This is a genomic window from uncultured Nostoc sp., assembly GCF_937863485.1.
In the GTDB taxonomy this organism is placed as follows: Bacteria; Cyanobacteriota; Cyanobacteriia; order Cyanobacteriales; family Nostocaceae; genus Nostoc.
Genome location: NZ_CALMFY010000041.1, coordinates 1 through 26,739 on the forward strand (window position 1 = coordinate 1; position 26,739 = coordinate 26,739).

Genomic DNA, 26,739 nt, shown 5'->3' on the forward strand with positions numbered 1-26,739 from the left:
GCGTTCGCATTTGCTATTTCGGCGTTCGCATTTGCTACTTCGGCGTTCGCATTTGCTACTTCGGCGATCGCTTATGGTGCTTCACCAGAGTAAAGGGCTTACTGGCTTGGGGATACTGTTCCGACAGTGCTTATGTACTACTGTCACCCAGATATTACCAAGTCAGAAGCCCTAGATTTTTGAGGCTACTCATTTGCTACTCAAAAATCGCTCAAAACCCTTTACGAAAGGGATTATTGTACTTGTTGTATGGGAAAAGCACCAGGTTGTACAGCTACGTTAAGATTCTGCCCATTGCGACGTAATTCCATCCGTAAATCGCCCCCGACTTGGCTATTTTCTACTGCCTTTTGGACACTGCTGGCATCTGTGACTGGTTGTCCGCCAAGCTTTTGGATCACATCACCAGCACGTATTCCTGCTTTAGCAGCTGGCGAATTTGGCACAACTTTTACAACTAATACACCTTTATCTTCATTCACACTCAAACCGCTATTGGGATCTGAGTTGATATTTTGTTTTAGCTGAGGCGTTAACCCTACCATCTGAATTCCCAGGTAAGGATGTTCTACTTTGCCTGTAGCTATCAGTTGACTGGAAACGTGTTGTGCTGTGTTGATGGGAATAGCAAAACCTAATCCTTGTGCCCCCTGGATAATGGCTGTATTCATCGCAATCACCTGGCCACGGGAATTCAGCAGGGGCCCGCCGGAGTTACCGGGATTAATCGCCGCGTCAGTTTGAATATACTCTACTCGCTTATCGGGAGCACCGATTAGATTGCTACTGCGTCCGGTAGCACTGATGATTCCGGTAGTTACTGTATTATCTAAGCCAAGAGGGTTGCCGATCGCGATCGCCCATTCTCCTGGTTGCAGTTGATCTGAGTTACCCAATGCTACTAACGGTAGATTGTCTGCCTGAATCTTGACAACAGCAACATCGGTCAACTCGTCTTTTCCTAACACCTTACCTTTAAAGCTACGTCCATCCTTGAGTGTTACTGTTACTGTATCAGCACCATCGACTACGTGGGCGTTGGTGAGAATACGACCATCAGCACTAATAATAAAACCTGAACCAGTACCCCGTTCTACCCGATTCTGTTGTTGTGGTAGTTGAGAACCAAAGAAGCGTTGGAAAAATGGATCGTTAAATTCATCTGGTAACTGGGTTTTTACGGTTCGGGAAGAGTCAATTCGCACCACAGCAGGCCCGACCTTTTGTACCACTTGGATAACAAAGTTAGGATCTGTGGCGGCTGGTAATGGAGGAGCGGCATTTACTCGACTCACTGCCAAATTAGATGCACTTTCAGACACCTGCTGAGGATGTCCAGCCATATAGCCGCCTGCCAATGTCATACCTGATCCCAGCAGCACCAACGATAGAGAGGCGGCAGCCTTTTTCCAGGGTGCTCGATTATGGTATTTGGCATCAGCAGTGTTATGTGAAATGCTATTTGATGGGTGTTCTCTGTCGCGAGATTCGTTTTGCATTGCTGTCTGGAAGGATATTTAGATGTATTACTAATGTAGATATGATTTGTGACAGTTTTGTTGCAGGGGTATTGCATTGTTGTGAAAGCTTTGGTATTTTACTTATCGCATCTTAACTGAACTGTATTGGAATATAGTCATTCATAAGGACGCACATCTGTGCGTCCCGATTGCGTGTTACCTCTATGTCTGAAGGAATAAAATGGCACAGGGTAAAATCTTACTTAAGCCTGGCACTTTATGGACAAGTGTGAAAAAACAGACTGAACATGCTTTACAATGTGGGGCGTTGCTGTCGATACCGACGGAATTTGAATTTGTCGAACAGGATAATGTGCGCTTTTTAGTGCGGATTTTGTCTAACCTGAATCGCAAAAAAGCCGCCAAGGAGAAACAGAAAAAACAATCTGCCACCTCTGGTCAAGAGTTTAATCCTTTTTTGCCCTACGAAGAAGATTTATTTGTGGCGGATATTTCCGATACCCATGTATGTATTTTAAATAAATTCAATGTTGTTGATTATCACCTACTAATTATCACCCGTGCTTTCGAGGAACAGGAGAGCTTACTCACCCTGGAAGATTTTGCGGCTATGTGGGCTTGTTTGGCTGATTTCAATGGTTTAGCATTTTACAATAGTGGCAAAATCGCAGGTGCTAGTCAGCGACACAAGCACTTGCAATTAGTGCCGCTACCACTTGCACCTTCAGGGCCGCAGATACCTATTAAACCTCTATTAACATCAGCACAATTTCAGAACTCGAACACAATACCAAAATTTCCTTTTGTACACGCTTTCGCACCCCTAGATCCCCATTGGGTGCAATCCCCATTCACAGCGGCCCAAGCAACAGAGGAAGTTTATCGCACTTTGCTACATGCTGTGGGTTTAGATGCAAGGCAATCTGGTGCTTACAATCTGCTAGCGACACGAGAATGGATGTTAATCGTACCGCGATCGCAGGAGCATTTCCAATTTATCTCTGTAAATTCATTAGGATTTGCTGGTGCTTTGCTAGTGCGGAATCCAGCAGAAATGGAGATTCTCAAAGCCCAAGGGCCGATGACCATCCTCAAGAATGTTGCTGTATCTAATTAACGCGATGTCTATCTTGAAAAGTGACGATCCTACGTTGTTCTAAGCGAACGCAAGAGCGTCTCGTAAACAGATAATCAGGATGCTGTTCTAAATATTGCTTTAGATATTCGTGTAATGTTTCAGGAAGGATTGTTAAAATATTAACTGTTGCGTTCATTATGGAAACTTATATTTAGATGTTGAAAAATTTATTTAAGAGTAGAGTCCTGAAATTTATAATTTTAATAGTTACAATGTTTGTTTTAACAAGAATTCCAGCTAGCGCTGCAATTCCCAACTTAGACGGTGATACCCATCCCAATCGACTGAAGCTAAGTGAATGTCTGATAGATTTGAAAAAAGTTGCAAACTGGGATGGGGAACAAGCATCAGAAGCCGCTCGTAGGATTTGTGAATTACGTCAGGATCATGCAAAACAAAAAGCGAGGTTTTTAGCTTCTCAGGATCAGCTAACTAAAATATATAAAGATTCGAGCAGATTCAAGGAATATTTACCCACTGCTATTACAGATTCATGGCAGATCGTCAAAAGTTGTATTGATTTCAAAGAAGGATTTACTTCTACACACAATATAGAAGGTTTGACACTCCCAGAGCAGATTCGCAGTCAATGTTACTCATTAAGTGCAGATTTCATAGAATCACATTTATCGGTGGTGCGTGAAAGATATAAATGAATAAATTGAGGTCATTTATTGTGCAATGTCCATACTGTGAATCTACGGAAATTGGCCAGAACAGAAAATTAAGAAGTAAACAAAATCACATTTATATCATTTACGAAGTGCGTTCCACCCCGCTCCGCTAACGCCAATTTATCAATGCTCAAAGCCTTTCTCCTAAGAGGAGAGAGGTCAAAGTTTATTACATACAAAAGCGATCGCTCGTCCGTAGGATTGTCGCATTACAGCTATTTTCAGGTAAATAGACCACGCGGTAGGGGTAAAGCGTCATTGCTCATACGTGTCAACTTAAGCCTCGGCGAATAGAATTTGCGACTACACAGGCGAAGTCCGCCTGCACGGACTAACAGAAAATCAAGGTCTTGAAACCCACAAAGGTGGGTTTTGTTTGTCTAGACGCGGTTTCTAACCGCCCGTTTCGCGTTAAGTTGACTATGCAGCGATCGCTGTTGCTTGGGCTGCTATAATTTGCCATCGCTCATTTTGCTTCAAATATGTGCGTGTATAACGGTAAACACCACTGAAGGATTCACCCTTAAAAAGTCCGGTCAATCTCACTTTCAAATTTGTGATTGCAGTTGAGCCAAAGACTCGAACAATTAATTCATCTGTTTCATAGCTTGTAACTACCAAGTTACCTGATTGGTGAAGAGACAAATCCTCTACCTTGTCTATTACACTACCCTGAGGATCTGTGAAAATAACCTCATCTGCCAAGAGGCGATCCAAAGCAGTGATATCATTACAGAGCATTGCCTCTCGCAGTTCGACTTCAAGGTTTTCCAATTCTTGTGTAAGTGATTGACACATAGCTTTCCACACCATCACAGTAAAACCACTCTAAAGGAAAATCTCCTTACTTCCTGCACAAGAACCTCTAATTGATAGCTGTTAATTTTCTCTCTAGGTCAAATAAGAAGCCGTGGATATATTCCTCAGTCCATTCGGCACCATAGAAGCGTTTGAACATCCCTCGTGCTGGGTCTTTTTCAGCCCGATATCGTAGATATCGCAGTTGGGCTTGCTCAATGGCTTCTAAATTTTGGGAATCTGTTACAGCTTCTGCCTCCTCCACGAAATCTAGATAAGCTTTCAAATAGTCTTTGAAAGCGGCAAACACCTGAGTTTCTACTACAGCCGTTTCTTGGGGACGAGTCCACAGGAAAGCGGGAGAGAAAAAGGGCCGTGCTTCTTCTGGAAAATCTCCTCCCCAAGATAGATGCTGTTGATGGGCGTGGAAAATGGGCAGAATTGGTTCAGTATATTTTGCCTGATATGCTGGATCATCGCGGAATAGGGGCTGCATATCCAAAGCAATTAGATGTCCTCCTGGCAATGTCACCAGATCCGCCCCAAAAAAGGGTAAATCGTAGTTGAGTCGGGGGAAAATCACAAAATTCAGCACTTGCAGCGAATTGCCACCCTGTACATGAGCTGCACGAATTTGCCGCAATTTTGCGGTTTGAAAGGCATAACTGGTGGTGACAACCTCTTCCTGATTCTTTCCCTTGCCCACAACAGCGCTCTTAGACTCAAACCCGGTGGGGATAGGATAGGGTTGTAAATCCAAGCGCGATCGCATGTAGGCGATCGCATAATCGAGAAATGGCTGATATAGTCTCAAGGTCGCTTCGCTCCGAATTCAAAATTCAAAATTAATAATCCCCAATGCTCATTTTCATTCGGTCATCTTTTGCTGCCACTGACTGCTAGGGGAACAGCATCTTCAAATAAGAATTCATGGAGAAAGCGCTCTGCCCATTCATGACCAAAGTAACTGCTAAACAAACCAGATGCTGGATCGCGGTCTGCACTATATTGGTCATAATCTTTTTGGGCTTTGACAATCTGCTGGATATCTTCAGGGTCTTGGAGCGGTTGGGCATCTGCTAGCATTTGCCAATACAAGTTTAAATAATCCTGAAAAGCTTCAAATACTCGTGTTGCCACAGTTTGGGGATCTGTTTTGGCAAACAATAGATATTTAGAAAAGTACTGGTTGGCATCGTAAAACTTCATTTCTAAATTTTGGGACAAATCCGGATATTTATCATGGAGAGATTTTAGCGGAACTATATATTTTTTTTCATAATCTTCATCCTGAAATAAGGGCTGAAAGTCAAGCACAATCAAGTTTTTGACTTTACCAAAAGATAAAAAATCAATCCCTAATAGAGGTAGATCGTAGTGATGACTAGGATAAATTACGCTGTTAAAAATTTGGGCGCTTTCCCCAGCATCAATGTAGGTATAGCGAATCTTCCGCAACTCTTGACATTGGTGACACCAACTGCGGATAGTTGCTGGGTTTCTGCCGCGATCGCTAACTTTGAATTCCAAACTAGGGGGAATAACCCTACTTTGTAAATCAAACCGCTGAAATAGCTCTTTTTCTAAAAATTCCAGGAAAGGCTTATACATAGAGCATGATTTGTTAACCCTTGAATGAAAATAATGGATGTCAATCATGCACGTCTCATTTATGAGAAACTAAGCAACATTCCTTAATGGGGCACTTGTACTGAGCGACTTGTGCCGAGTTTAGCCTGAGCGACGTCGTAAAGCCTGCGGCATAGCTACGCCCTAAGCGCCAGCCTCTCCAAGAGTTGTATTGGGCATGGGACATGGGCATGAGTTATTCTCCTTGTCCCCCTCATCCCCCTTGTCCTCGACTCCCTATTCCCTACCTAGCATGATTCCAACTGATCATTTGTTCCAAGACTTCTTGGGAAACACAGCGACGCTCAGAACAATAAGTCATCAAGTTGACTCCGTTCATCATTCGCACCGTACTGACCCTAACGCGAAAATCATCCGTAACAAACCAACAACGTTCCTGACCTTGGTTATTGTCATAGTCAGTATCAATCGTCAAGACTCCATCATCAGCAAACTGATACCGACTCACAACCGGAATACTCTCGACATAGCCTTGGTTGCGGATCAGTTTTCCAGAACGCCTCGTTTCGTCGGGTACATCAACTAAAATAGCGGCATTATCGGCATTCAGTAGCCTGATGTCTAGGTTAGCCTGCCATGCAAAGCTAGCACCGCTTGTTGCTTTAGTAGGGTCTATCCCTTGGGCTGTGCAGACTTCTTGGACTTTAGGATCATCTTTTTTCATGACTTTAATGATCAAATTCGACTCCCCCGACTCATCCGCCGCCGAGTCAAAATGATGAACGGAACGTTCCGTAAACCATGTTCCCTCACTTTTACGGAAGAAGTCGATCATAGTCAAGGGTGGTATTAGATGCATATGTTTTGAAACCTCGTTTTTTAAAAGTTAGGAGTTTTGAGCAAAGCCAGAGATGTTTCCATTGCTCCGGTGAGGAACTAGGAATCAAATTTTGGCGTTACTGAATACTGAGTGAGAAGATGAAGTCCCGATATAGCTAAAGTGTAGAATAACTCCAAAAGTCATATTTTAATCAGCTGATGACAAATAGTGAAATTCAACTTATTACAAGCGTTCGCCCCAGTCCAACTCCTGAAATCTTAACAGCCCTGAAAGCAGGAATCGCTCTGGATGGGGTAGATTTGTACCAATTCAATTTGAAGGAAGTCGATTTACAACAAGCTAACTTGAGTAAAGCCAAGCTATTAGGAGCCGATCTGGGTGAGGTAATCTTGAGTGATGCAAATCTGAGTGGGGCAGATTTGCGAGGCGCTAATCTGCGAGGAGCCGATTTGAGTGGAGCTAATTTGCAGGGAGCCTATTTAAACCGTGCTGATCTCCAGCAAGCGAATCTTAGTGGCGCAAATTTGGAGGGAGCCAAACTCCAAGTAGCGCGTTATGATACACAAACGAAATGGCCCCAAGAATATAACTACAAAGCTTCTGGAGCAGTGGGGCCAGGTGCTAATCTCAATGGTGCTTTTCTCAATACAGCTTCTTTACGAAACGCAGATTTACAAGGCGCTAATCTGCGTGGAGCCTACCTGAGTGGTGCTGACTTGACAGGAGCCAATTTGCAAGGTGCAGCTTTAAGCGGCGCTGACCTGACGAAAGCTTATTTGACAGGGGCTTGTTTGCGGAATGCTCGATTGACTGGAGCCAATTTGCATGATACAGACCTGCGAGCAACTGACCTCAGTGATGCAGAGATGGAGCATCTTCAAAGTATCGCTGGGGCAGATTTTACTCTTGCCCAAGGACTCACAGAAGCAACTAAAGCTATGCTTTCTAGCCGTCCACATTCAGAACTCGACGTTTGGAACGCTTACACCCGCACAACAACTCGTGAGAGTTTGAGTGCTTGACCAGGCCAATTTTAGGTTTTAGGTGCAAGCCGCGCTCCTTGTGGGCGAAATAAATCCAAAATCCAAAATTGTTTGACCAGTTGTTCTGTAGGGAGTTTACAACAGCTGCCAGTTCTTTTTCAGGAGCGCTAAAAATGTAGCGTATCCTTCGGAAAAACCGGGCGGATCAGGTAGAACATATTGTGGAAATTCTTTATACGATCGCCAAGGTTCCGAAGCATTATGCCGCAAATGTAAGGCAGATTCTGAGGAACCTAGTAATCGCCAAGTCATTTGACCGGTTGGGATATCAGTCACAAATGTCTCCTCATCTCAAAAAAGTTAATTTTTTATTCCAGATTTTGGCAGATTAACCAGATATTTTGGGCAAATTTAAGGTATAGTAATACATTTGCTATTATTGAGTTTTATGACAATATTGCGAACAAAACTATACCGCTATTGTGGCAACAAGTCTTCTAAAGCAGCTCCGACAACTCGGTGATCCTCATCCTGTCTGAGTTGGTTCAGGGCTGCTTTTGCTTGGGGCTGGTCAAATCGTTTCAGGGCATAGCTAACTCGCACGCGCATCCGCCAAGATTGATCATTCACCAACGTTAGTATTTGGGATAATGCCGCAGTATGTTGGCTAGAATCAGCTAGTAAGCCGAGTCCATCAACAGAGGATTCCTGAACTGTGAAATCTTCATCTTTTAAACCATGAACGCAGATATCAAATAGTTCTTCAGGGCAATCCATTTCGGCGATCGCCGCCAAAATGCTCCGCTTAACTAGCCAGTGGTCATCCTGATAAAATGCCAGAACTAGATGAGAAACTGCGACTCTGCCAAATAGTGATAAAGAATTTGCCGCCTCAGCTCGCACGTTGGGGGTATCGTCGAATTTCATAATTTGCATCAAAGCAGCAAAAGATTCTGCTGATTGTTGGTTACCCAAACCCCTTGCTACAAAAGAACGCACCAAAAATTCGGAGTCATGAAGTTTACTAGTTAACAGAGGAACTGCAACTTCTGATTCATAATTATTCAGGGCAGCGATCGCCTTCAGACGATAGTGAAAATCTGGGTTCTTCAGTTCAGCTTGGATTTTATCGATTTCCATAGGTGCATTTGGTAGAGCTATTCTTTACTTTATTTTACAGATGTCACCAAATGGCGATCGCACTCTAAGAAGATTGAATGAAGGGTATAGGGTATGAGGCATGGGTTATTCTCCTTGTTCTGCTTGTCCCCTTGTCCCCACTCTCCAATGCCCAATGCCCTATCTCCTAAACCAATGACTCAATTAAGCCAAACCGTTAAGGAATTAATAGCCAAAGCTAGAATTATCAGCTTTGCTGAGTGGGAACAGTCCCATCCAAAAGCAGCGATTATTATATTCCAAGCTGCGGACGATGCTTTTCGGTATCTGAGCGACGAAGATTTCTTGCAAATTAAAACCTTGTCACCTGATAATTCGGCATTGATTCCTATTGCTCAATTGTTACGCGATCGCGCCGCCGAAATTGTTGATGAAGCTAGAGAGCAGGTTTTGACGACTTATCCCGAAATTATCCAGCCTGGAGGAGGTCTTTATCCGCCGGAACGCGCCCAAGCTTGCTGGCGAGATTTTTGGCATTTTCTCCGCTGTATTACTTATGGCATAGCAGGCGGTCACACTGAGTATACCAGTCCCACGGGATTGCACAATATGAATTTGCTCTATCAGGAATTACAAGTTCCAAAAGATGCAATGGTCTTAGGCTTAAAAAGTATTAAGGTTGCTAGTTTAAAGCGGTGTCAAGCCAATCAGCAAGAAATTGCTCCCTATTTTGATCATTTAATTACCCAACTGGCTACTTTCCAAATTTAGTAGTCCTAAGTAAAAAGTTCTGAGCCAAATGTCTATCCCAGTGTGGTGCTGGCTCAAACCAAGCCTTTACAAATTATGCGGATGCAACGAATGAACTAATGACTCAGCACTGTTAATCCTCCCAGTCAGAAGATTACTACAATACATCACCTGTACGCCAATCGCCAATCAGATACTAAAAAAAGTTGAAATTTCTTTCAAGTATTATTTAACTTAATAAATTTTAATAAATATGGCTTCGACATCGTATCAGAATGTGTAAGGGCACAACGATGTAAAAACTTAAATCATCAAAAGTAATAAGGGTTTAAAGTCTCTATGGACTCTCCTTGATTACAACGATGTAAACTTTTTTAACATCTGCTGAATACCCTTCTCATAAATAAAATTTAGTTATTAACTGGGAGATAGTTTGAATGGCTTTTGGACTAGCATCACGATTAGGGGTCGCTCTGTCTAGAAAATACCGATCCGATTGATCGGTGGCCAAGTCGCTCTAATGAGGAAGTTGAAACCGTAATTAGAACGCCCTACAAGCAAGTTCTAGGCAATGCTTATGTAATGGAGAGTGAGCGGTAAGCCGTTCCTGAATTGCAACTCAAACGGGGTGAAATCAGCGTCCGCAACTTTGTGCGAATTGTTGCTAAATCTTAGATTTGCCGGGTGCGGTTTATTGAACGTTTCCAGTCACTAATCCTCAGTGTTGATCATTCATCAAAAGTTAGCCAAAGCGATCGCTGATTTGGGATCTAATCAATTCCGCCGTCAGTTGTCATATACGAACGATATTTAACACACTTTCACAAACTAAAGTTTTACAAAAGCTAGGCAGTAGCAAAAAGAACTGACAAGTAATAATGCGAAATTCCACCTCTCTAAGCGGTAGGATGCTCGGAAATTTCATTTAAATCACGTTTTTAAGGAGATACTTAAATGTCACTTTGGGCTATTGATTCACCTAAAATTGAGCTGCGTCCAAACACCAGCGAAAGTGAATTACAAACACTGATTCGGGCAGTTTACAAACAAGTTTTGGGCAATGCTCACTTGTTGGAAAGTGAGCGACTAGCCACTATAGAATCGCAATTGCGCGATCGCAATATTAGCGTCCGCGAATTCGTCAACAGCGTTGCAAAATCAGAACTTTATCAATCCCTGTTTTTCAATTCTTCTTTCCAAAATCGGTTCATTGAACTGAACTTCAAACATTTGCTAGGACGTGCTCCTGCCGATCAGGCAGAAATTTCCGAACACGTCCGCATCTACAACGAACAGGGCTACGATGCTGAAATCGAATCCTATATCGATAGCGAAGAGTATCAGCAAAATTTTGGCGAGAATATTGTTCCTTATCCTCGCAGCACTAGCTCCCAAATAGGGATTAAAAATGTTACCTTTAACCGCACCTTTACCTTATTGAGAGGAGTAGCTAGCAGCGATAGTGATCGCAAAGCCAAACTGATCAGCGATGTCGGTTCAAATTTAGCCACATCCATCAAGGCTCCCGCTGCTGGTTCTAGTGTAAGCAGCACTAGCAAACGCTTCTTGATTAAAGTAGTCAAAGGTGCAGCTAAGATCCCTAGCCGTCTAGGCAAGCTCGAATATGTAGTTAACTACAACCAACTGTCTAGACAAGTGCAAAACATTCATAGAACGGGCGGCAAAATCATCAGTATCACTGAAGTTGCTTAGATTTGTCTAAGTAGAGATGAAAAAGGGCAGGGGATTGGGGGGGATAACTCCTAACTCCTAACTCAGCACCCCTGAATGCAGTTGTGGCCAAGGAGGCTAATATATAGACTGAGAGAATAACTATTTAGCCAAGATATCTTTTGGATTGCAAGCTACTTTTTAAGATCACTTTTTTAATGGAAATTACTGAATTCTTTGAACTTTCAATTGGACGATGGCGATCGCAGCGCAGCGGTCATCATTTAGCATTCGCCCACTTTGAACAAGTGCTGTCTACTATTGACATTGAGTCTCTATCCCTCAATGATCCGGCGGTGGTAGCAATCTGTCAATTGTATGAGACTGACCCTGCCAGTATTACCCATCCCTTTCGGATGACTTGGGAGGGTGAGTCAGACTGGGACGATAAACTAATCTCTGGTAGTACTGTGCTGGTGCCAATTCCCAATGTCGAAAATCCTTCTAGAGGCAAACTCCTGCGGGATCAGGGATACGCCGAAACAATCCCAGCAGTGGCTAAATATGATCTGAGTGAAGATGGTATTTTTACTCTACTGACAGAGTATGACCTCGCTGCTGCTGAGGAGCGAATTTGGTTTGCTAACCCAAATCTCCGATTTCGAGTAGCGACGATTAAAACCAGTGATGGTAAAGGTGTGACAACAGCTTCCTTTTCTTCAGAGATTCGCTCTTTGTCAAGTTCAACCAGTTAGCAAAAATCAGGTTAAAACATAAAAGGATACAAGCTCCTAAATTTATTTATGGGGATTGTTAATTTTGAATTTTGAATTTTGAATTTTGAATTCGGAGCAAAGCGACGTGACGATAGCGCCCAGTGAATCTAGCAGCAACGCTAGCGATTTGCTCACTTTAGCTTGTTGGATGGCAGGAGATTTTAGCAACTACAAGCAATCTTTTGCAAATCCGCAACTTTACGCCCACATTCGCATTTTTTTTCGTCCTTTACCGATTGAATTTTTTTCTGCCATCGGTTTTTATTCAGAACAAGTATATGACCACGATTTATGGACACCCTATCGCCAGGGAGTACATAGATTAGTGGATTGGGGCGATCGCATCTATATCGAAAATTACAGCTTGAAAGACCCTATGCTTTATGCAGGTGCTGCTCGTGAATTAGATATCCTCAAAACCATCACCCCCGAGAACATCGAACGGCGTCATCACTGTTCAATGGTTTTCCAGCGAAAAGGTGAAATGTTTCGAGGCAGTGTGGAACCGGGTAATCAATGTCTGATTAAGCGCAATGGATGCCAGACATATCTTGTCAGCGAAGTAGAAGTAACTGAGCGTACTTGGTTAAGTCTAGATAAAGGTATGGATATTGAAACCCACGAGCAAATATGGGGATCAACTGCTGGCCCTTTGCAATTTGAAAAACGGGAAAGTTTTGCTGATGAATTACATATGGTGAGCGCATTATGTTGATTCAGCTTGAATTTGTTAAAACCAACATGTTACCTCCACCAGCTGAAAAAAAAATGCGCTGCTGGATTCGCAGTCGCCACTTGATTTGTTCGGGTAACTTTTTTATATTCGAGACATTAGAATATACGACCATCGAGAGATTCTCTGAATGTGTAGCTTCTTTAGGAGGAACAGTAATATCCGTTGACCCGATTAATAAAATTTGGATGGGCGATCATCGCCAAGTCATTTTATATCAGGCAAAAGCCAGTTTACATACGCCTCATCATACTTTGAAACAATACTGGATAAAATACGGTGGTTTCTACACTAGATTTGATGAGCGTGTTTGAGAGTTACTATCCTGCGGAAATCCTTCTCACAGGTATATATACTCCAATTCAAAATTAAGTTTTGAATTTTAAATACTCCCTAAGGGGGTTGACGGCTAATTGTTAATGTTTAATTGCTAATTGTTTACTATGATTAGCTGTTACTTATTAACAGTTAGCCGTCTAAGTTTGTTAGAAAATGTAACTAAAAAACTCCCTAAAACTTGATAAATTAATCCTGATAAAGGGAATTAAAATTTGTTAGTGCTTATATCGATTACCTATGAGGTTGCTCCAGAACAATTTGCTCAAGCCCCAAGTTTTACCAAGCTTGGTTTTGTGCAGTTTCACAAATAATTGGTATTAGCTGTACCACGTAACCACTAACAAATACTTAGCTCTCATTACCTTTAAAAAATAGATTTTTAGCAAACGTCCTCAAAGCCATTAGTCACTCCTACCCACACTAACCAAGTATGCAAATCTTCTTAGACGAAGAAACCAGACGCCGCCAATATCAAGCATTTCCCCAAACAGAACCCATTGAACTGTGGACTACTGCTTCAGTTGAAGACATTGAAATTGTAATTCGAGCAGTTTATCGGCAAGTGTTGGGTAATGCCTACATTATGGAAAGTGAGCGGCTGATCGTTCCCGAATCCCAACTCAAGCAAGGTATAATCGATGTCCGTGAGTTTGTGCGTCAAGTTGCCAAATCAGAGTTGTATCGCTCCAGATTTTTTGATAAAGTTTACCGCTACCGGGCGATTGAACTGAACTTCAAGCACCTGCTAGGTCGCGCTCCCGATGACTACTCCGAGACGAAACATCACAGCAACATTCTAGATGAGAAAGGTTTTGAGGCGGATATTGATTCTTATCTTGATAGCGACGAATATCTAGATGCCTTTGGGGATAACATAGTACCATATTACCGGGGTTATAAAACTCAAACGGGCAAAAAGATATTGGAATTTACCAATATGCTGCAACTGGTGCGGAGCAATTCTAGCAGTGACAAGAACCTAGCAACGAATAATGAACCTCAGCTGGTGCGATCGCTAATTACCAACACTCCTTATGGTAGGCAGAAACCCACGGATATTAGTGCTTTACTTGCTGAAGTATTCAAGCGAAAGCCAGAAACTGCTACTCCAGTTAATCCGTTTATTGCAGCTCAAACAGCAGCTCAAGAAAGCTTGCAGCAAAAGATTAAAGAGCAAGAAAGCCAGATTGCAACTTTGCAACAACAACTAGCAGACTTACAACCGTTTGCTAGCATCGGTACAACAAAATTCACTAGTAGTTCGCAGTCTTCCAATTCTGTGACCACCACAAAGGAATATACATCTTTGCAACAGCAAGCTGACGCGCAAGCAAAACAGATTGCAGCTTTGCAAGAGCAAATTGCTGATGCCCGACGGTCTGCCACAATTGGAGAAGCCCGATTGAATAAGTGGCGCAGTCGCGTTTTTAATGGCTAATTTCTCTACTGTTTAGTTTTGTAGGGTGCGTTATGCCAAAGGCTAACGCACCGCTTTTGCAAAAGTTATAAACGTAGCATAGTTTACCGCACTTCTCTACGAGACGCTGCGCGTAGCTTGCTTCCCCGTAGGGGTACGACAGGCTCAGTGACCACCGTAGGCATCGCATGAGATGATTCTAAAAAGTGCGATCGCTTGAGCAAAACTGAGAAACTTTTTCAGCGATCGCATAAGATGATTTGAGAAAGTGCGATCGCGTAGCCTCTCCTCTGGAGAATCGCCTTTTTCAATGACTTGATCAATTAGTTCAATCGTCTCTTCTGGCAAGGTGATGTTAATCCGTCGATGCGTGATTTATTGCCTTTATCTTGCCTATCAGCTTTATTTTATCTCTTGTCCGGCTAAATACTTGTCATTATGATCGCAGCGATCGCACAGTGAAGTAATCGCATCATTGCGATCGCAACTTTAGAGACGCTCTGCGAACGTTCCACTCGCAATAACATACCGTAATTGATTGAGCGGACTTGATATTACCCATCTAAACTGTGTATAATTGTGTTGAAAGAGCGTAGTTTACCGTCGTAGGCATCGGATGAGATAATTCTACTTTTATTTTTTCGCTTGCCGTTTGAATTCTTTCCTGTGCCTGGGCATTTCTCTCTTGTAATTTTGAGGTTTTTTGGTTTACCTTTTGCAAGACTGCTTTAGCAGCTAGCAAGTTTTGGTTTGCTTGTTGAGTTTTCTATTTTGCTAATTTTGATTTTACTTCTGCGGCTTACTGATTTTTCTGTGCTGCTTGAAACTTTTGCTCTGCATCTTTATTTTTAGTTTCTAATTCTTGCGCTTTATTCTGTATTGCTACCTGTTGCTTTTGCGTAGCTTGCAAACGTTGAGTTACTAAATTATAGTTAGCTTCAGCCTTTTTAACTGTATTTTCTGCCTGTTGGTTTTTATCATCATAATTTTTAGGAACTTGAGTTCGACTCAATGCATATAAGAATAAGATGCCTGTGAAGAATAATAAACATACCGCTAAACCATAACTCACCATTAACCACATCCGCCCTTGACGAATTTGTCGGTAAGCTTCTTGTTGAGCATCAACTAATATCTGTCTTGCATCTTGTTCACGCTTCAGCTTATCTTCTGCTTGCAAGCGTTGTTCTCGCTCTCTAGCTAATTCTGCTAATATTTCATTTCCCTGTTGTTGGCGAATAAAAAACACGAGATAATCATGCACCAGTTGATAACGATCAGCAGGCGATTCTGGTAGAAGCAATACTAACCTTGATGCCACAAAAATCTCTAACACCAAATCTAATTTATCAACTTCTGCTGGCAAATCTGCTGCTAACTCAGCACGAGTTTTCAGGGGACGAGTACCATTTTCATCTGTGAGTAAATATAAAACCAGTCGAGCAACTTGTTCATTCTCTGCACCACAATCGTGAATGACTTCTTCTAAAAATCGCTCAACCAGTTTTTCTTTGGGGCCAAACTGAAGATACTTATATAAAGTTGTAATTTTCTCAGTGTGCAATTGCGTCCCAACAATTTGTAACTCAATTGGGCGTACTTCCCCAAATTCGCTCGCTAAATCCCTCACTAATTGTTCAATCAGGTCTGGCTCTAGGAAAAAGTGAGAGCGTTCTGTTAAACTCTGGACAACAGCTTTAGCGTCTGCTGGCGAAAAGTTTCCCAAATAATAGCGAATATTTTTATCGAGAATATTATTATTAATTGCAGCCAAATTAAACAGACGGTCTAATTCTAATAAATAATGTAAATAATCTTCTCGCAAAGACAGAATTACTTTGACAAAAGGAATATCGAGACAAACTCGCAAAAACTCATAAAATGCTCGTCGTTGACTTTGGTCTGGATAAACAAAGAAAAACTCCTCAAACTGGTCAAACATTAAAACCGTTAATAAATTACGGTCAGCATTTCTCAGTAATTGTTCTAAAATCGCTGCTGAAGAATCAAGATTAGCAAATAATTCCTTACCTCTGACTTCCTCAAAAGCCTTAGTCAAACTCTGCCCCAACATCCCCACCCAATCTGTATAAACTCGCAACAAAATGGGTAAAGCATCTCGCTCACCAATTGCTTGCTGTTGCAACGCTGGGATTAATCCACCCTGCAAAATTGAACTTTTACCCACTCCTGACTGACCATGAATTACAGTCAATTTATGCTCAGTCCTGCCAATTCTTTCCTGCAACCGCTTAACATCTTGTCCCCTACCAGAAGCAGCAATTTCTTGAGCAATGGTTTCAGGATTTTCTACTTGCAACTGTGTAGGACTAATTGCCTGTCGGTGCGGCTTGAGATAAGATGCACCAACAAAGGCGCGGAAACCGTACTGTTGTTCAATTTGTAATTGTTCTTGTTTAATATTAAAAGCTTTAAGATATTCACCTTGTTCAAAGTAAAGTAAGCGCAACCTTTCTAATATAGATATATATAATTGTGGGTTGTATTGATGATTAGTTTCAACCTTTGCAGTTTTTAAATTAGTAATCGCTGCTTCAAATTGACTTAACCCATGTTGAGATTTAGCTAAAATAAACCGATACCAACCAAATTCATTTGATTGTAAATTAGGTATCTCAGCTAATATTTGTAATGCTTGCCCTGCGAATTGATGAGCTTCATCCCAGAGTGACTCTTCTAAGGCTACTTCTGCCAAAAAACTATAATCTTTAGCCAACTGCAACGATGTGCCATAATTTTGATGTAGCGGCAGAGATTTTTCAACAAGGCTTTCCAACTCTGACCATGCTTGTAAACTTCGTAGCACTTCACCCAGTTTAGTAATATGTTTTGCAACTAAATCTGAACGTTGTGCTTGTTCAAAAATCTCAATAGCTTGCTGAAAGTAATTTCTAGACTCTTGCCAATAGCGTTGATTTTCTGTCTGATTTTTTTCAGATTGGCGGTTATAAGCTGAAGCAATATTAACGAGTAATATACCTTCTCGCTCTAAATAATTACTTTGTCGCCAGAACCCTAAGCTTTGTTGATAATGTGCTAAAGCAGAATCTATCTGGTCATGTAGATAATCATTTAAACCAAACACAAACTCTAAACTTGCTTGAAGTGCTGCTTCTAATACTTCTCCTCGATTTTGCAAATCTTGACGAGCGGTTTCTAGTTCTTGGCGCATTTGGGGATTGGGCGTTACATCACCTGTAAAGATTTCATCACTTTTTTGCTGAAGGAAGTCGACTAAATGATCCGTAGGGTTTTCAAACTCAATGATAGTTGCCCAATTCTCTAAACCAGTTGCTAATCGAAGAAATTTTTGCAGAACTGAATCATTAACCCACAACAATATCGGAAACGGGAAGTTTTTTCTAAACTCCTCTCGCACTTGGTTAGCTGAAGTCAGAACTGTATCAATATCTTTAACCGACTCCAAACCAAAAATCATCAATGTAGGTGGCTGTTCATCTCCCAGTTGTTCGCATATATTTGTGTAAAAGATTTTGACTGATGCAGGTAAAGTAATTTCGCGAATGCGTATAGGAGATAATTGGTGCAGGCGTTGCACCACACGCTGACGTAAAGCAGCATAGTTACAGCGCAGCAAAATCAGCGAAAATTCTCCGTGAGATAACCAGATTGCCCGTACCAGTGTATGCAAGGAGCGAACATTGTCTAGAGTGTGTATGTCTTCCACTTGTTTGACATTAGTATCCGACTTCAACTGGTCTTGGCCGTTACTTATAGTCATCTTGATTAATAAGCGATCGCAAACTAGCTTCTAGTTCTGGATCTAATGTTTGTAATTCTTTCCAAGCTAGCTCAACTTCAAAACGCCACTCCATATCAATATTTAAACCTGGAGACAGGTTATTATTTGCACTTTGCAAAATAAAGTTAAGTAACTCTTCGGTAGGCATCGTGAACTCATAATCTCCTCCGACCCAACTCTAAAAATCCGGTACAAACTTAAATTTTGCTTGTATTTTGTCAGTAATCCACAAGATTATTGGGAAACGAAAGTTACGAAACTCATTTCGTACATGATTGGCCGCAGCCAGCACTTGATCTATATCATTTACTGACTCCAGATCAAATATCATCAAAGCCTGTGGCTGCTCATCCGCCAGTTCGTTCTTAATAGTTGTGTATAGAGTCGTACTGAACTTAGGCAGATATAAGTTTTTAATCTCCCCAGGCAAACCTTCCTCATACCATAGCTTTTGCAATTGTTTTACCATGCGCTTTCGCAAAATTGTATAGTTACAGCGCACACAAATCAGTGAAAAATCTCCTTGGGAAAATTTAATTGCTCGTATCAACGATTTTAAAGATTTTTCGTTGATAAGTTTGGCATTCTTTGGCGAGTACAAATCAGCCATAAAGTCTTGGAAAAACTTCCTTATTGCCGAAAAAATTTCAAATAGCTTGCTTTTTGAACGATATAGGTTTAAAAAAGGAGAAGCTCAAGGAACAACGTAGAAATTATAGTTTTAAACTTCTTTCCTTGCAGGTAAGAGTTTAGAAAGAGGTCAAAATAAATTTATCAAACTACGTTAATAAATGATTCCGCTAACCAGCTAAGTAGATCATCGCACAAAAATAGAGAAAGCATACTAAGAAATAGTAATGGAATTGAACACTTGCTCTACTTGCGTTAAACCGCAGGCTCCAGGTCTTTCAGCCCAAGTCAAAAGTGTCAATGTACGTTCGTTTTGGTTGGCAGGCATCGGAGGAACTTCTGCTGAGGGTGGATTGAGGACAAACACAAGCATGTTGGATTGTTGTATGGATAAAGCATTTAGTTTTCTCATCAAATCTAAACGCTCTTGTTGATTCCACACTTTCTTGATTGAATCATTTACTCTAATAGAATCCGTAACACTTTCCGTCCCTAAAGTTACCAGGAAGGATATTGAACTTTATCTGGTGCTACACGTTGACTGCTTGTACCTGGAAATGGAGGAGCTTGAGACGGTTTACCACGTTCACTAAATGCCCTCAAGATAGCGCTGCAAGCATCCTGTTCCGGAAGATCAACAATATCAACATAGATAATAGGCTTATGTAGCCCTACAAGCTCACATTTTTCTATACGAATGGGGATAAGTTTTCGGTTCTCTCCTTGAGGATCGTCTGCAAATGCAGCAGCCCATTCAGACTTAGTATACAAACCTTCAAGATAATTTTGCGATAAAATAGCAATTGTCTTTTTAGTCTTAACTGCCGCTTCTTGCATTTTCAAAGCAAAATTTTCACCGGAACGAAAATCCCAGACATCAAGCACAACTGAGTAATTTGCTTCTTCCAAAACCCATGCAATCCATGTAGCCCATTTTCTGTCTACTGTATTGTAACTAATAAAAAAGTCTTTCATCTGATTACCCTCTTGAACCTTTTCCAAAAATGGATTTAGCATAAACCAACGTCCATCCTCATCAAAGTATTCAAATATAAACCTACGTTGCATACTTTGAAGTAAATCGAATTTTTCCTCTTCTTTTCTCACATTTTGTTCTTTGATTAATTTTTTTAAAAATTCCTTATCATCTATAGTCACTTCTGTTTCTAATCTATCGCGCCTCTTCTTAATTACAATATCTAAAGTATTGCGGATGATTGGAAGTTGTTGTTGTTGTTGAAGACAGCTATAAAGTAGTCCTAATAATTCTGATATATGCCCAGCGCTCATTAGGCATAATCGATCTAAGGTTTCTGGGCTATCAAACACCTTTGTAATTAAATCTAATTGCTGTTGATTATCAATATTTGAAAAGATAATGTCTGGAAAAGCTCTTTTTAGAACCATGTAGCGCATTAGAGCTATACCTTTATCATAAATATCACCCGAACGCAGTTTCACAGGAACTGTAGACAAGACTTTAGGAGTCCCCAGACGATGTAATTTAGCACTATGGTTTAAGACAATTAGAGCGAATGGAATCGTGTAGATCACGTGGCATTGTAACTTACGTAATCGTTCATCTGGATCTATAAATGAATTTACCCAATCATTGATATCTTTAATATCCAAACGGTCTAGATTATCGACAATAACAACTAATCCTTTCTTCTTTAGCAGTTTTAATTTCTCATTAGCAATATTAAATATTTCTTCATTTATGTGTGTAACAACTCTGTTTGTTTCAAGCTCTAAATACTCCCTTCGTCGCTTACGGAATTCTGGATTATTCTGGATATTTTTTATAATTTCAGCATTGAATTCTTCCGTAAATACATATGACTCAGAAATATTTATTGATCTTGGCAACAATTGTAATATATCAGCTAATAGTTTAACTAGTAACTGTGGTCTGACTGTAATTTGAATTTTTTGTAAGCTAGTAATAACTCTAATAGCAATTGCCAATAAGATATCGCTTACAATAACTTTGGTAAAGTCTAAATCCTGACTGGACTGAAAGTAAATGACATGAAACCCCGAATTTTCTAATTCTGCTTTGAGACGTAGTAGTTCAATAGACTTGCCACAACCATCATGCCCGGTCAGAAGTTGACAAGTTGGTTCATCGGGAGAAAGAAATGTGATTGTTCTTACTAATTCAGCAACAATATCGCTCTCTCTTACTGATGAACAATTAACATAGTACGGCAAATCTTCTGCAATATCTGGAATTGAAGTCGTACTGCGAGGCTTACATGCTTTACTAAATCTCCTGAAATCGACTACCATGAAAGTTGATTTTTATCATTCAATTGTTTACTAAAAGCAAATATTCAAATAATTTATATTCTAAATTCTTTTGCCTCTGCTAAAATCGGATTGATATCAAACCACGAACCATCCTCATTCCGGTATTCAAATACAAACATACTGCGGAGCAAAAGTTCGTATCTTTCATGACCTCTCAAATTTTTCTCTTGCGCCACCTCACGTAGTAATTCCCATTCATCGGGTGTAATTGCCAAAGTTAGCTCATTGCGGCGTTGTTTAATCACTCTATTTATGCACTCTTGCGACAAAGGTGGGTCTTCTTGCTGAAGACAGCGAAACAACAGCATCAACAAGTTACGCAAATGACCACCGCTAACTCGGCAAAGTCGCTCTAAAGTATCAGGACTATCAAAAACCTCAGTAATTAAATTCTGACTTTGTTCCCAACTGACACCAGGAAAAGCCCTGGTCATAACCATCTGTTGCAGCAGTATAATTCCCTGTGAGAATTGCGAACCATCTTGTAATTGCACAGGAACCATCGGCAAAACCTTGGGGTCTACGCCAAAGCGATTTGTTAACCTTCCTAAAGCGTTGGAAAAAATCAACACTAGGGGAATAGTATAAACAACATGACAATTTAGCTGGTTTAATTGTTCACCGCGTTCAACAAAGAGATATTCTGGCTGGTAATAACCCGAAGGCTTCAAAGAATTATCAACTCGGTCGAGATTATCTACAATTACCACCAGTCCTTTTTTACCTTGCTGCTTCAGTTTTTCTCTAGCAGGCCTGAGCAATTCTTTATTAATTGATTCTAAAATGCCATTGGTGCGCGGTTCTAAATATTGCCGTAACTGCCCGCGAAGTTTAGGGCTATCTTTAGTTTTGTCGGTAATCTTGGCAATACCTACAGATAATTCAGCTTCTACCTCAATGTCTAGCGGTGTTTGCAAAAACTCTGAAATTTCGGTAAATAGATTTTTAAAGTATCCTGGTTTAAGGTTAATTTTGATTGCTTCTAGACTTTGACTCACCTCACGAGCTACTGTTAATAAAATATCTGTAACATCAATATCAGCCATATCCAGGCTTTGGCTAGACTCGAAATGAACCACATGAAATCCCTGCTGCTCTAACTCCGCCTTTAGCCGCAGTAACTCAGTGGATTTGCCAGAGCCGATATGTCCGGTAAATAATTGACAGGTAGGCTGCTCAGGTGAAAGGCGAGTGATAGTTCGCCCAAATTCTTCAATAATCTTAGCACCACGCACTTTAGAGAAATCAATATAATATTGTCTATCCTCCGGTTTGCTCACAACTAGAGTGTTACTGGGGTTGCAAGCTTGAAAAAACCTGACTAAATCTAGTTTCATTACAAATCATCCGAAATTAGACTGGCATTCTTGCTCATTTCAATGATTATACATACGAGAAAGCCGCTATTTCGGAAAAAACTTCTTCAAATTGGCTGATTATTTATGTCCGATCAATTAACCAGAATTAAGAGGAACCCCTCCCCGCAAGCGAGAAGGGCAGCAAAAATGTAGCTTTGGCTCTTTGCTTTAAAATCAATGAACAAGATGTCCACCCCACAAAAAATGTCTACAATTTCAACTTTTCACTGCGAATTGAATAATCTAACAACTCCATCGGGTGAATAACTGAAATCTTCTTACCTTGCAACTGCAAATGCTTCGTAATTTGCAAAGTACACCCCGGATTAGCAGAAGCTATTAACTCAGCACCAGTATTCAACAAATTCTGCACTTTTTGCCGACCCAATTCTTCAGAAACTTCCGGTTGCAGCATATTATAAACTCCGGCACTGCCACAACACAAAGCCGCGTCTATTGGTTCTCTCAACTTCACCCCTGGAATTTGTCGCAACACCTGACGCGGTTGCACGCTAATCTTTTGTCCATGCAATAAATGACAAGCATCTTGATAAACTAAATTCAAGGGTTTATCAGTCAGCGGCGAAAGTTTCGCTGTTAACCCAACTGTTGCCAAAAACTCTTGAGCATCTTTAACTTTAGCTGCAAAATCCTTCGCCTTTTCCTGATATTCTGGGTCATCTTCTAAAATGTGACCGTATTCCTTTAAAGTATGACCGCAACCAGCAGCATTGATAATTACGAAATCTACATCAGTATTGGCAAAACTATCAATCATCTGCCTTGCTAAAGCTTTCGCCTGTTCTGTTTGTCCTTGGTGTTCGGGAAGCGCTGCACAACAACCTTGAGATTTAGGAATCACAACTTCACAACCATTTGCCGTTAAAACCCGTACTGTTGCTTCATTCACTGGGGAGAAAAACAGCCGTTGCACGCATCCCAAAATCATCCCAACTCGGTAGCGCTTCTCACCTTGGGCGCGGATGACAGTAGGCAAATTATCTTGAAAAGATTTGAGAGTAATTTCTGGCAGAATAGATTCCATTGCTGCCAAACGGGGCGATATTTTATTGAGTAACCCTGTAGCGCGAAAGAACTTAGCAAAACCCAATTTCTGATAAACCAACAACGGAACTAATAAAATCCGTAAAAGGTTGGGATAGGGAAACAGAGAAAATATCAGTTGACGAAAAAATTGGTCTGGCAAACTGCGGGGATAATTCCGTTCAACTTGGTGACGAGTTGCAGATATTAACTTGTCATACTGAACACCAGAAGGACAAGTACTCACACAAGCAAGACACCCTAAACAAGAATCAAAATGTTCTACAGTTGCTGTATTTAAAGCAATCTCACCCTCATTAATTGCATCCATTAAATAGATGCGTCCTCTAGGAGAATCCATCTCCTTCCCAAGTACCCGATAACTGGGACAAGTTGAGAGACAAAACCCACAATGTACACAACTATCAATTAACTTCGGGTCAGGCGGATGATTCTCATCAAACCCCTTCAAATTCTTTAAACTAGCCGTCTTATTAATAGAATCTTCAGAAACTTGCATAATTATTTTTCTCCCCTCTCTATCTCAGCGTCCTCAGCGTCTCTGCGGTTAGTTTCTTAAATCCCACCCACAAACCGACCAGGACTTAAAATATTCTTACTATCAAACTGTTCCTTAATGCGGCGCATCAGCGGCAAAGCATTCTCCGTATAGCCCCAAACATCTATTTGTTCTTTAACCGCCACTGGTGCTTCCAGAATTGTTAAAAAACCTCTATGAGCTTGAGTGCGATCGCGCACTTTCAAAACCTGATTTTTACCCTCTAATTGTAACAAACCTAAACCACTACCAATGTGAATCAAACCTAACTCTACCTGAGTCAAAATCTCCACAGCAGCAGTAGGTAACACTCCTATTTTGCAGGTAATTACAGATTCTGTGGCAGTATAATGTATTCGTTCTTGCAATCTCTGCCATAGACTAGCTTCATCACCATCTACATAAATAGCCCCATCTAACCCCAACTTTTGCCCTACTTCCAAAACTCGGTTTGACTGTTCCTTAACACTCTCACTAATACTTTGAAAACGAGCAATTAATCCCAGTCCTTCACCCAAACCTAAGCTGGACACCAGTTTAGTTGATAGCAAATCAGCTTGGACTGGTGTTAACCCCGAACCTCGAAGAATATCAGCTGCTTGGGATACAGCCTCCGCCGTACCAGTTAGTACCACCGTCCCCGATGCCTCAGCTAGCGGATACAGGCGAAAAGTTAGTTGACTAATAAAGCCTAATGTGCCATACGACCCAGTAAGCAACTTCATCAAGTCATATCCGGCAACATTTTTAACTACTCTTCCCCCAGCTTTGGTGACTTGTCCATCAGCACGGACAAAGGTAATACCTAGTAACTGATCGCGCACACTACCATAACGTTGCCGCAGAGAACCAGTATCACCTGTAGCAACAATACCGCCAATGGTAGCTAACTCTGGTGCTGTGGGGTCAAGGGCAAGAAATTGCCGCGACTTTGCCAAAAGCGCTTGGAGATCAGAGAATTTCATCCCAGCTTCTACCGTGATTGTCAAATCACCAACAGCGTGTTCAATCAGTTGGTTGATCCGCTGTGTACTGACTACAACATCAATCCCCTTGGCTAAACCACCCCAGTTGAGTTTACTACTATTACCACAGGGGAGGACACGCCAGTTGTTACTGTGAGCTGTGGCAATGACTGCTGCTAGCTGTTGTTGGCTGCGCGGATAGACAATACAACTGGGAGGATTTCCAGAAGCTATAGCCTGTTGGATACGTTTTTGCTGACCTAGTTCGATGTTTTCCCAAAGGCAAACAGCATTTTCTTCGCCGACGATAGATGCAAAATAAGAAGCGTAGACGCCTTGCGGCTTGTCGTTAGACATCGCTTTGATTCAGTATTATTTTTATTACACCCTACATCTAATTTACTGGCTAACCTGACTAAAAAAGCGCATTGTCGATTAATATAGCGGTTCTCGACCCAGTGAGGTACAATTTTGACCTCTCTACAAACCTCTCCCCCTACTTGGAAGCTACGGTGTACACACAAGTTGAAAAAAACCTTATCCACAACAAGTTTGAGTTTGGTAGGGTGCGTTATCGCGGCAGCGTAACGCACCGTCAATGTGAGGATGGCATTGGAAACAAATGCCCCTCCATATTCCTTGGCTACAGTGATTCCCCATAACCCACTAGCAGAGAACTTTTTCACCTTTTCATAGGGTAGACGCCGCTGCTGATGGCGTTCTGAATCTCCCTTGACAAATTCATCTGGCAGTTTTTTAGCGATCGCGATCGCTTCAGCATCACTACTAATCACATGTGCTTTTTGTTCAGGATAAATTACTGTTGTCATAGATGAGTGTGAAACAAATACGGGGATTCTTCTGATGTCTTCACTTAGAGATTCCCCGTATTTGTAGAGTTGTACCACAAACTCAAAATTCATTATGCAGCTTACGCTCATCCTTCAGCTACAGATTGCTTTATTTGTTGCATTTCTCTTGCTGGTTATATGCATTATCAAGATTTGGCTTCAGAGGAAAGCTTTGGAACAGTACCGAAAATCCACAGAACTATTTAAGCAGTCTGTACAATATCAAGAATCTATAGAGCTTTTCAGACAAGCTATAAATGAGTATGAATTCCTACTTAAAGAACATGGGATAGATACATCAAAACCAAAAGCTAAAGTTCCCCAGCAATCAATATCGATACCACCTTTGCAATTCAAAGTAACTCAAGGGGAAATAGACATTAACAACAAATATCTGCACAGTGAATTAATTGCTCTAACCAACAACGTAAAGACAGCTAATCAATTACTGGTAAAACAGCGCCAATTGTACCCAGGTAAATCTGAGAACTGGCTTTTAAAACAAGTTATTAGTGACTTGAAGCTCAAAAAACCACAGGAACAACTACGTTCAAAAACACCACAAACACAAACAGAAGTTTCTCTATCTCCACCCTCAGAGACGCCATTACCAGACCTCAAAAAAATGAAGAGGCAGCCTAGTAAACCAAAAGGAGTATCCAAGAATAATCCATTGTATAAAGAACTTCTTAATTTAATCAGTGGCAATGAAGAAATAGCCAATCGGTTGATTACACATCAGCAACAATTAAACCCAGATAAATTAGAGAACTGGATTTTGGAAAAAGTTGTTGGTGACATAAAACGTGATCGGCGTGTTTGACGAACCTACGCGATCGCCCGCGATCAAATCTCCAGTTAGCAGAATGAAGCGCTTGAGGTTTATCAAGACTAAAATCCTGACTATAAACTTTAATTTCTTTAA

The 26,739-nt window shown here is 41.1% G+C and carries 27 protein-coding genes; 10 read left to right on the plus strand and 17 right to left on the minus strand.

Annotated features, from left to right (window positions below; translation table 11 throughout):
• Positions 1-233: 233 nt before the first annotated feature.
• Positions 234-1,499 carry an HhoA/HhoB/HtrA family serine endopeptidase gene (locus Q0541_RS05410; protein WP_298906646.1) on the minus strand — a complete coding sequence of 422 codons (1,266 nt, stop codon included), beginning with the start codon at positions 1,497-1,499 and terminating at the stop codon, positions 234-236.
• A 202-nt stretch (positions 1,500-1,701) separates the two neighbouring features.
• Between Q0541_RS05410 and Q0541_RS05415 the strand changes: the two genes are divergently transcribed.
• Together Q0541_RS05415 and Q0541_RS05420 are read left to right on the plus strand one after the other, a co-directional pair.
• Positions 1,702-2,598 carry a phosphorylase gene (locus Q0541_RS05415; protein WP_298906650.1) on the plus strand — a complete coding sequence of 299 codons (897 nt, stop codon included), beginning with the start codon at positions 1,702-1,704 and terminating at the stop codon, positions 2,596-2,598.
• A 176-nt stretch (positions 2,599-2,774) separates the two neighbouring features.
• Complete coding sequence (locus tag Q0541_RS05420; RefSeq protein WP_298906653.1) at positions 2,775-3,275, plus strand: hypothetical protein; 501 nt, start codon at positions 2,775-2,777, stop codon at positions 3,273-3,275.
• Between the two features lie 438 nt (positions 3,276-3,713).
• Here the strand turns inward: Q0541_RS05420 and Q0541_RS05425 are convergent, their stop codons facing one another.
• From Q0541_RS05425 to Q0541_RS05440, 4 genes are all read right to left on the minus strand, one after another.
• Entirely contained in the window at positions 3,714-4,091 is a 378-nt protein-coding gene (locus Q0541_RS05425) for a nuclear transport factor 2 family protein (protein ID WP_298906656.1), read from the minus strand.
• 67 nt (positions 4,092-4,158) lie between these two features.
• The gene (locus Q0541_RS05430; protein ID WP_298906659.1) at positions 4,159-4,905 is read right to left on the minus strand and encodes a phycoerythrobilin:ferredoxin oxidoreductase; all 747 of its coding nucleotides are present in this window, start codon (positions 4,903-4,905) and stop codon (positions 4,159-4,161) included.
• Positions 4,906-4,967: 62 nt separating this feature from the next.
• A complete protein-coding gene (locus Q0541_RS05435; protein WP_298906660.1) occupies positions 4,968-5,702 on the minus strand; it encodes a 15,16-dihydrobiliverdin:ferredoxin oxidoreductase in 735 nt (244 codons plus the stop codon).
• Positions 5,703-5,964: 262 nt separating this feature from the next.
• Entirely contained in the window at positions 5,965-6,540 is a 576-nt protein-coding gene (locus tag Q0541_RS05440; protein ID WP_298906661.1) for a phycobiliprotein lyase, read from the minus strand.
• Between the two features lie 179 nt (positions 6,541-6,719).
• Here Q0541_RS05440 and Q0541_RS05445 point away from each other — a divergent pair, with 179 nt between their 5' ends.
• Positions 6,720-7,544, plus strand: a complete 825-nt coding sequence (locus Q0541_RS05445) for a pentapeptide repeat-containing protein (protein ID WP_298906664.1) — start codon at positions 6,720-6,722, stop codon at positions 7,542-7,544.
• A gap of 96 nt (positions 7,545-7,640) precedes the next feature.
• On the opposite strand, the gene Q0541_RS05450 is transcribed toward Q0541_RS05445, so the two are convergent.
• Together Q0541_RS05450 and Q0541_RS05455 are read right to left on the minus strand one after the other, a co-directional pair.
• A complete protein-coding gene (locus tag Q0541_RS05450; RefSeq protein ID WP_298906667.1) occupies positions 7,641-7,841 on the minus strand; it encodes a hypothetical protein in 201 nt (66 codons plus the stop codon).
• A gap of 141 nt (positions 7,842-7,982) precedes the next feature.
• The gene (locus tag Q0541_RS05455; RefSeq protein WP_298906671.1) at positions 7,983-8,645 is read right to left on the minus strand and encodes a HEAT repeat domain-containing protein; all 663 of its coding nucleotides are present in this window, start codon (positions 8,643-8,645) and stop codon (positions 7,983-7,985) included.
• Between the two features lie 174 nt (positions 8,646-8,819).
• Here Q0541_RS05455 and Q0541_RS05460 point away from each other — a divergent pair, with 174 nt between their 5' ends.
• The 6 genes from Q0541_RS05460 (at position 8,820) to Q0541_RS05485 (ending at position 14,331) form a co-directional block, all read left to right on the plus strand.
• Positions 8,820-9,395 carry a phycobilisome protein gene (locus Q0541_RS05460; protein ID WP_298906674.1) on the plus strand — a complete coding sequence of 192 codons (576 nt, stop codon included), beginning with the start codon at positions 8,820-8,822 and terminating at the stop codon, positions 9,393-9,395.
• A 933-nt stretch (positions 9,396-10,328) separates the two neighbouring features.
• Entirely contained in the window at positions 10,329-11,087 is a 759-nt protein-coding gene (locus Q0541_RS05465) for a phycobilisome rod-core linker polypeptide (RefSeq protein WP_298906677.1), read from the plus strand.
• A gap of 176 nt (positions 11,088-11,263) precedes the next feature.
• A complete protein-coding gene (locus Q0541_RS05470) occupies positions 11,264-11,800 on the plus strand; it encodes a phycobiliprotein lyase (protein ID WP_298906680.1) in 537 nt (178 codons plus the stop codon).
• A gap of 106 nt (positions 11,801-11,906) precedes the next feature.
• A complete protein-coding gene (locus tag Q0541_RS05475) occupies positions 11,907-12,536 on the plus strand; it encodes a chromophore lyase CpcT/CpeT (RefSeq protein ID WP_273764016.1) in 630 nt (209 codons plus the stop codon).
• Positions 12,530-12,868, plus strand: coding sequence for a CpeR family transcriptional regulator (locus tag Q0541_RS05480; protein ID WP_298906688.1), 339 nt, complete (start codon positions 12,530-12,532; stop codon positions 12,866-12,868). Before Q0541_RS05475 ends, Q0541_RS05480 begins: the two co-directional genes overlap by 7 nt.
• A 455-nt stretch (positions 12,869-13,323) precedes the next feature.
• Positions 13,324-14,331: a phycobilisome rod-core linker polypeptide gene (locus tag Q0541_RS05485; protein ID WP_298906692.1), complete on the plus strand. Its 1,008-nt coding sequence runs from the start codon at positions 13,324-13,326 to the stop codon at positions 14,329-14,331.
• Between the two features lie 144 nt (positions 14,332-14,475).
• On the opposite strand, the gene Q0541_RS05490 is transcribed toward Q0541_RS05485, so the two are convergent.
• From Q0541_RS05490 to Q0541_RS05535, 10 genes are all read right to left on the minus strand, one after another.
• Positions 14,476-14,658, minus strand: coding sequence for a hypothetical protein (locus Q0541_RS05490; RefSeq protein ID WP_298906695.1), 183 nt, complete (start codon positions 14,656-14,658; stop codon positions 14,476-14,478).
• Between the two features lie 451 nt (positions 14,659-15,109).
• Positions 15,110-18,073: a hypothetical protein gene (locus Q0541_RS05495; protein WP_298906698.1), complete on the minus strand. Its 2,964-nt coding sequence runs from the start codon at positions 18,071-18,073 to the stop codon at positions 15,110-15,112.
• A complete protein-coding gene (locus Q0541_RS05500) occupies positions 18,060-18,242 on the minus strand; it encodes a hypothetical protein (RefSeq protein WP_298906701.1) in 183 nt (60 codons plus the stop codon). The genes Q0541_RS05495 and Q0541_RS05500 overlap by 14 nt, the downstream gene beginning before the upstream one ends.
• 30 nt (positions 18,243-18,272) lie before the next feature.
• Positions 18,273-18,704, minus strand: a complete 432-nt coding sequence (locus Q0541_RS05505) for a hypothetical protein (protein WP_298906704.1) — start codon at positions 18,702-18,704, stop codon at positions 18,273-18,275.
• 234 nt (positions 18,705-18,938) lie between these two features.
• Entirely contained in the window at positions 18,939-19,166 is a 228-nt protein-coding gene (locus tag Q0541_RS05510; protein ID WP_298906707.1) for a hypothetical protein, read from the minus strand.
• Positions 19,167-19,222: 56 nt separating this feature from the next.
• Complete coding sequence (locus tag Q0541_RS05515; RefSeq protein WP_298906710.1) at positions 19,223-21,016, minus strand: toll/interleukin-1 receptor domain-containing protein; 1,794 nt, start codon at positions 21,014-21,016, stop codon at positions 19,223-19,225.
• 53 nt (positions 21,017-21,069) lie between these two features.
• The gene (locus Q0541_RS05520; protein WP_298906713.1) at positions 21,070-22,374 is read right to left on the minus strand and encodes a P-loop NTPase fold protein; all 1,305 of its coding nucleotides are present in this window, start codon (positions 22,372-22,374) and stop codon (positions 21,070-21,072) included.
• A gap of 229 nt (positions 22,375-22,603) precedes the next feature.
• Entirely contained in the window at positions 22,604-23,959 is a 1,356-nt protein-coding gene (locus tag Q0541_RS05525) for a heterodisulfide reductase-related iron-sulfur binding cluster (protein WP_298906715.1), read from the minus strand.
• A 56-nt stretch (positions 23,960-24,015) separates the two neighbouring features.
• Positions 24,016-25,320, minus strand: coding sequence for an FAD-binding oxidoreductase (locus Q0541_RS05530; RefSeq protein WP_298906717.1), 1,305 nt, complete (start codon positions 25,318-25,320; stop codon positions 24,016-24,018).
• Positions 25,224-25,886, minus strand: a complete 663-nt coding sequence (locus Q0541_RS05535) for a hypothetical protein (RefSeq protein WP_298906719.1) — start codon at positions 25,884-25,886, stop codon at positions 25,224-25,226. The genes Q0541_RS05530 and Q0541_RS05535 overlap by 97 nt, the downstream gene beginning before the upstream one ends.
• 1 nt (position 25,887) lies before the next feature.
• Between Q0541_RS05535 and Q0541_RS05540 the strand changes: the two genes are divergently transcribed.
• Positions 25,888-26,637: a hypothetical protein gene (locus tag Q0541_RS05540; RefSeq protein WP_298906722.1), complete on the plus strand. Its 750-nt coding sequence runs from the start codon at positions 25,888-25,890 to the stop codon at positions 26,635-26,637.
• Positions 26,638-26,739: the final 102 nt, after the last annotated feature.

Coding starts and splice junctions, on each gene's coding strand:
- Q0541_RS05410 (WP_298906646.1), bottom strand. CDS start 1,499: ATGCAAAACGAATCTCGCGACAGAGAACACCCATCAAATAGCATTTCA.
- Q0541_RS05415 (WP_298906650.1), top strand. CDS start 1,702: ATGGCACAGGGTAAAATCTTACTTAAGCCTGGCACTTTATGGACAAGT.
- Q0541_RS05420 (WP_298906653.1), top strand. CDS start 2,775: ATGTTGAAAAATTTATTTAAGAGTAGAGTCCTGAAATTTATAATTTTA.
- Q0541_RS05425 (WP_298906656.1), bottom strand. CDS start 4,091: ATGTGTCAATCACTTACACAAGAATTGGAAAACCTTGAAGTCGAACTG.
- Q0541_RS05435 (WP_298906660.1), bottom strand. CDS start 5,702: ATGTATAAGCCTTTCCTGGAATTTTTAGAAAAAGAGCTATTTCAGCGG.
- Q0541_RS05440 (WP_298906661.1), bottom strand. CDS start 6,540: ATGCATCTAATACCACCCTTGACTATGATCGACTTCTTCCGTAAAAGT.
- Q0541_RS05445 (WP_298906664.1), top strand. CDS start 6,720: ATGACAAATAGTGAAATTCAACTTATTACAAGCGTTCGCCCCAGTCCA.
- Q0541_RS05455 (WP_298906671.1), bottom strand. CDS start 8,645: ATGGAAATCGATAAAATCCAAGCTGAACTGAAGAACCCAGATTTTCAC.
- Q0541_RS05460 (WP_298906674.1), top strand. CDS start 8,820: ATGACTCAATTAAGCCAAACCGTTAAGGAATTAATAGCCAAAGCTAGA.
- Q0541_RS05465 (WP_298906677.1), top strand. CDS start 10,329: ATGTCACTTTGGGCTATTGATTCACCTAAAATTGAGCTGCGTCCAAAC.
- Q0541_RS05470 (WP_298906680.1), top strand. CDS start 11,264: ATGGAAATTACTGAATTCTTTGAACTTTCAATTGGACGATGGCGATCG.
- Q0541_RS05480 (WP_298906688.1), top strand. CDS start 12,530: ATGTTGATTCAGCTTGAATTTGTTAAAACCAACATGTTACCTCCACCA.
- Q0541_RS05485 (WP_298906692.1), top strand. CDS start 13,324: ATGCAAATCTTCTTAGACGAAGAAACCAGACGCCGCCAATATCAAGCA.
- Q0541_RS05495 (WP_298906698.1), bottom strand. CDS start 18,073: ATGACTATAAGTAACGGCCAAGACCAGTTGAAGTCGGATACTAATGTC.
- Q0541_RS05500 (WP_298906701.1), bottom strand. CDS start 18,242: ATGCCTACCGAAGAGTTACTTAACTTTATTTTGCAAAGTGCAAATAAT.
- Q0541_RS05505 (WP_298906704.1), bottom strand. CDS start 18,704: ATGGCTGATTTGTACTCGCCAAAGAATGCCAAACTTATCAACGAAAAA.
- Q0541_RS05515 (WP_298906710.1), bottom strand. CDS start 21,016: ATGGTAGTCGATTTCAGGAGATTTAGTAAAGCATGTAAGCCTCGCAGT.
- Q0541_RS05520 (WP_298906713.1), bottom strand. CDS start 22,374: ATGAAACTAGATTTAGTCAGGTTTTTTCAAGCTTGCAACCCCAGTAAC.
- Q0541_RS05525 (WP_298906715.1), bottom strand. CDS start 23,959: ATGCAAGTTTCTGAAGATTCTATTAATAAGACGGCTAGTTTAAAGAAT.
- Q0541_RS05530 (WP_298906717.1), bottom strand. CDS start 25,320: ATGTCTAACGACAAGCCGCAAGGCGTCTACGCTTCTTATTTTGCATCT.
- Q0541_RS05535 (WP_298906719.1), bottom strand. CDS start 25,886: ATGAATTTTGAGTTTGTGGTACAACTCTACAAATACGGGGAATCTCTA.
- Q0541_RS05540 (WP_298906722.1), top strand. CDS start 25,888: ATGCAGCTTACGCTCATCCTTCAGCTACAGATTGCTTTATTTGTTGCA.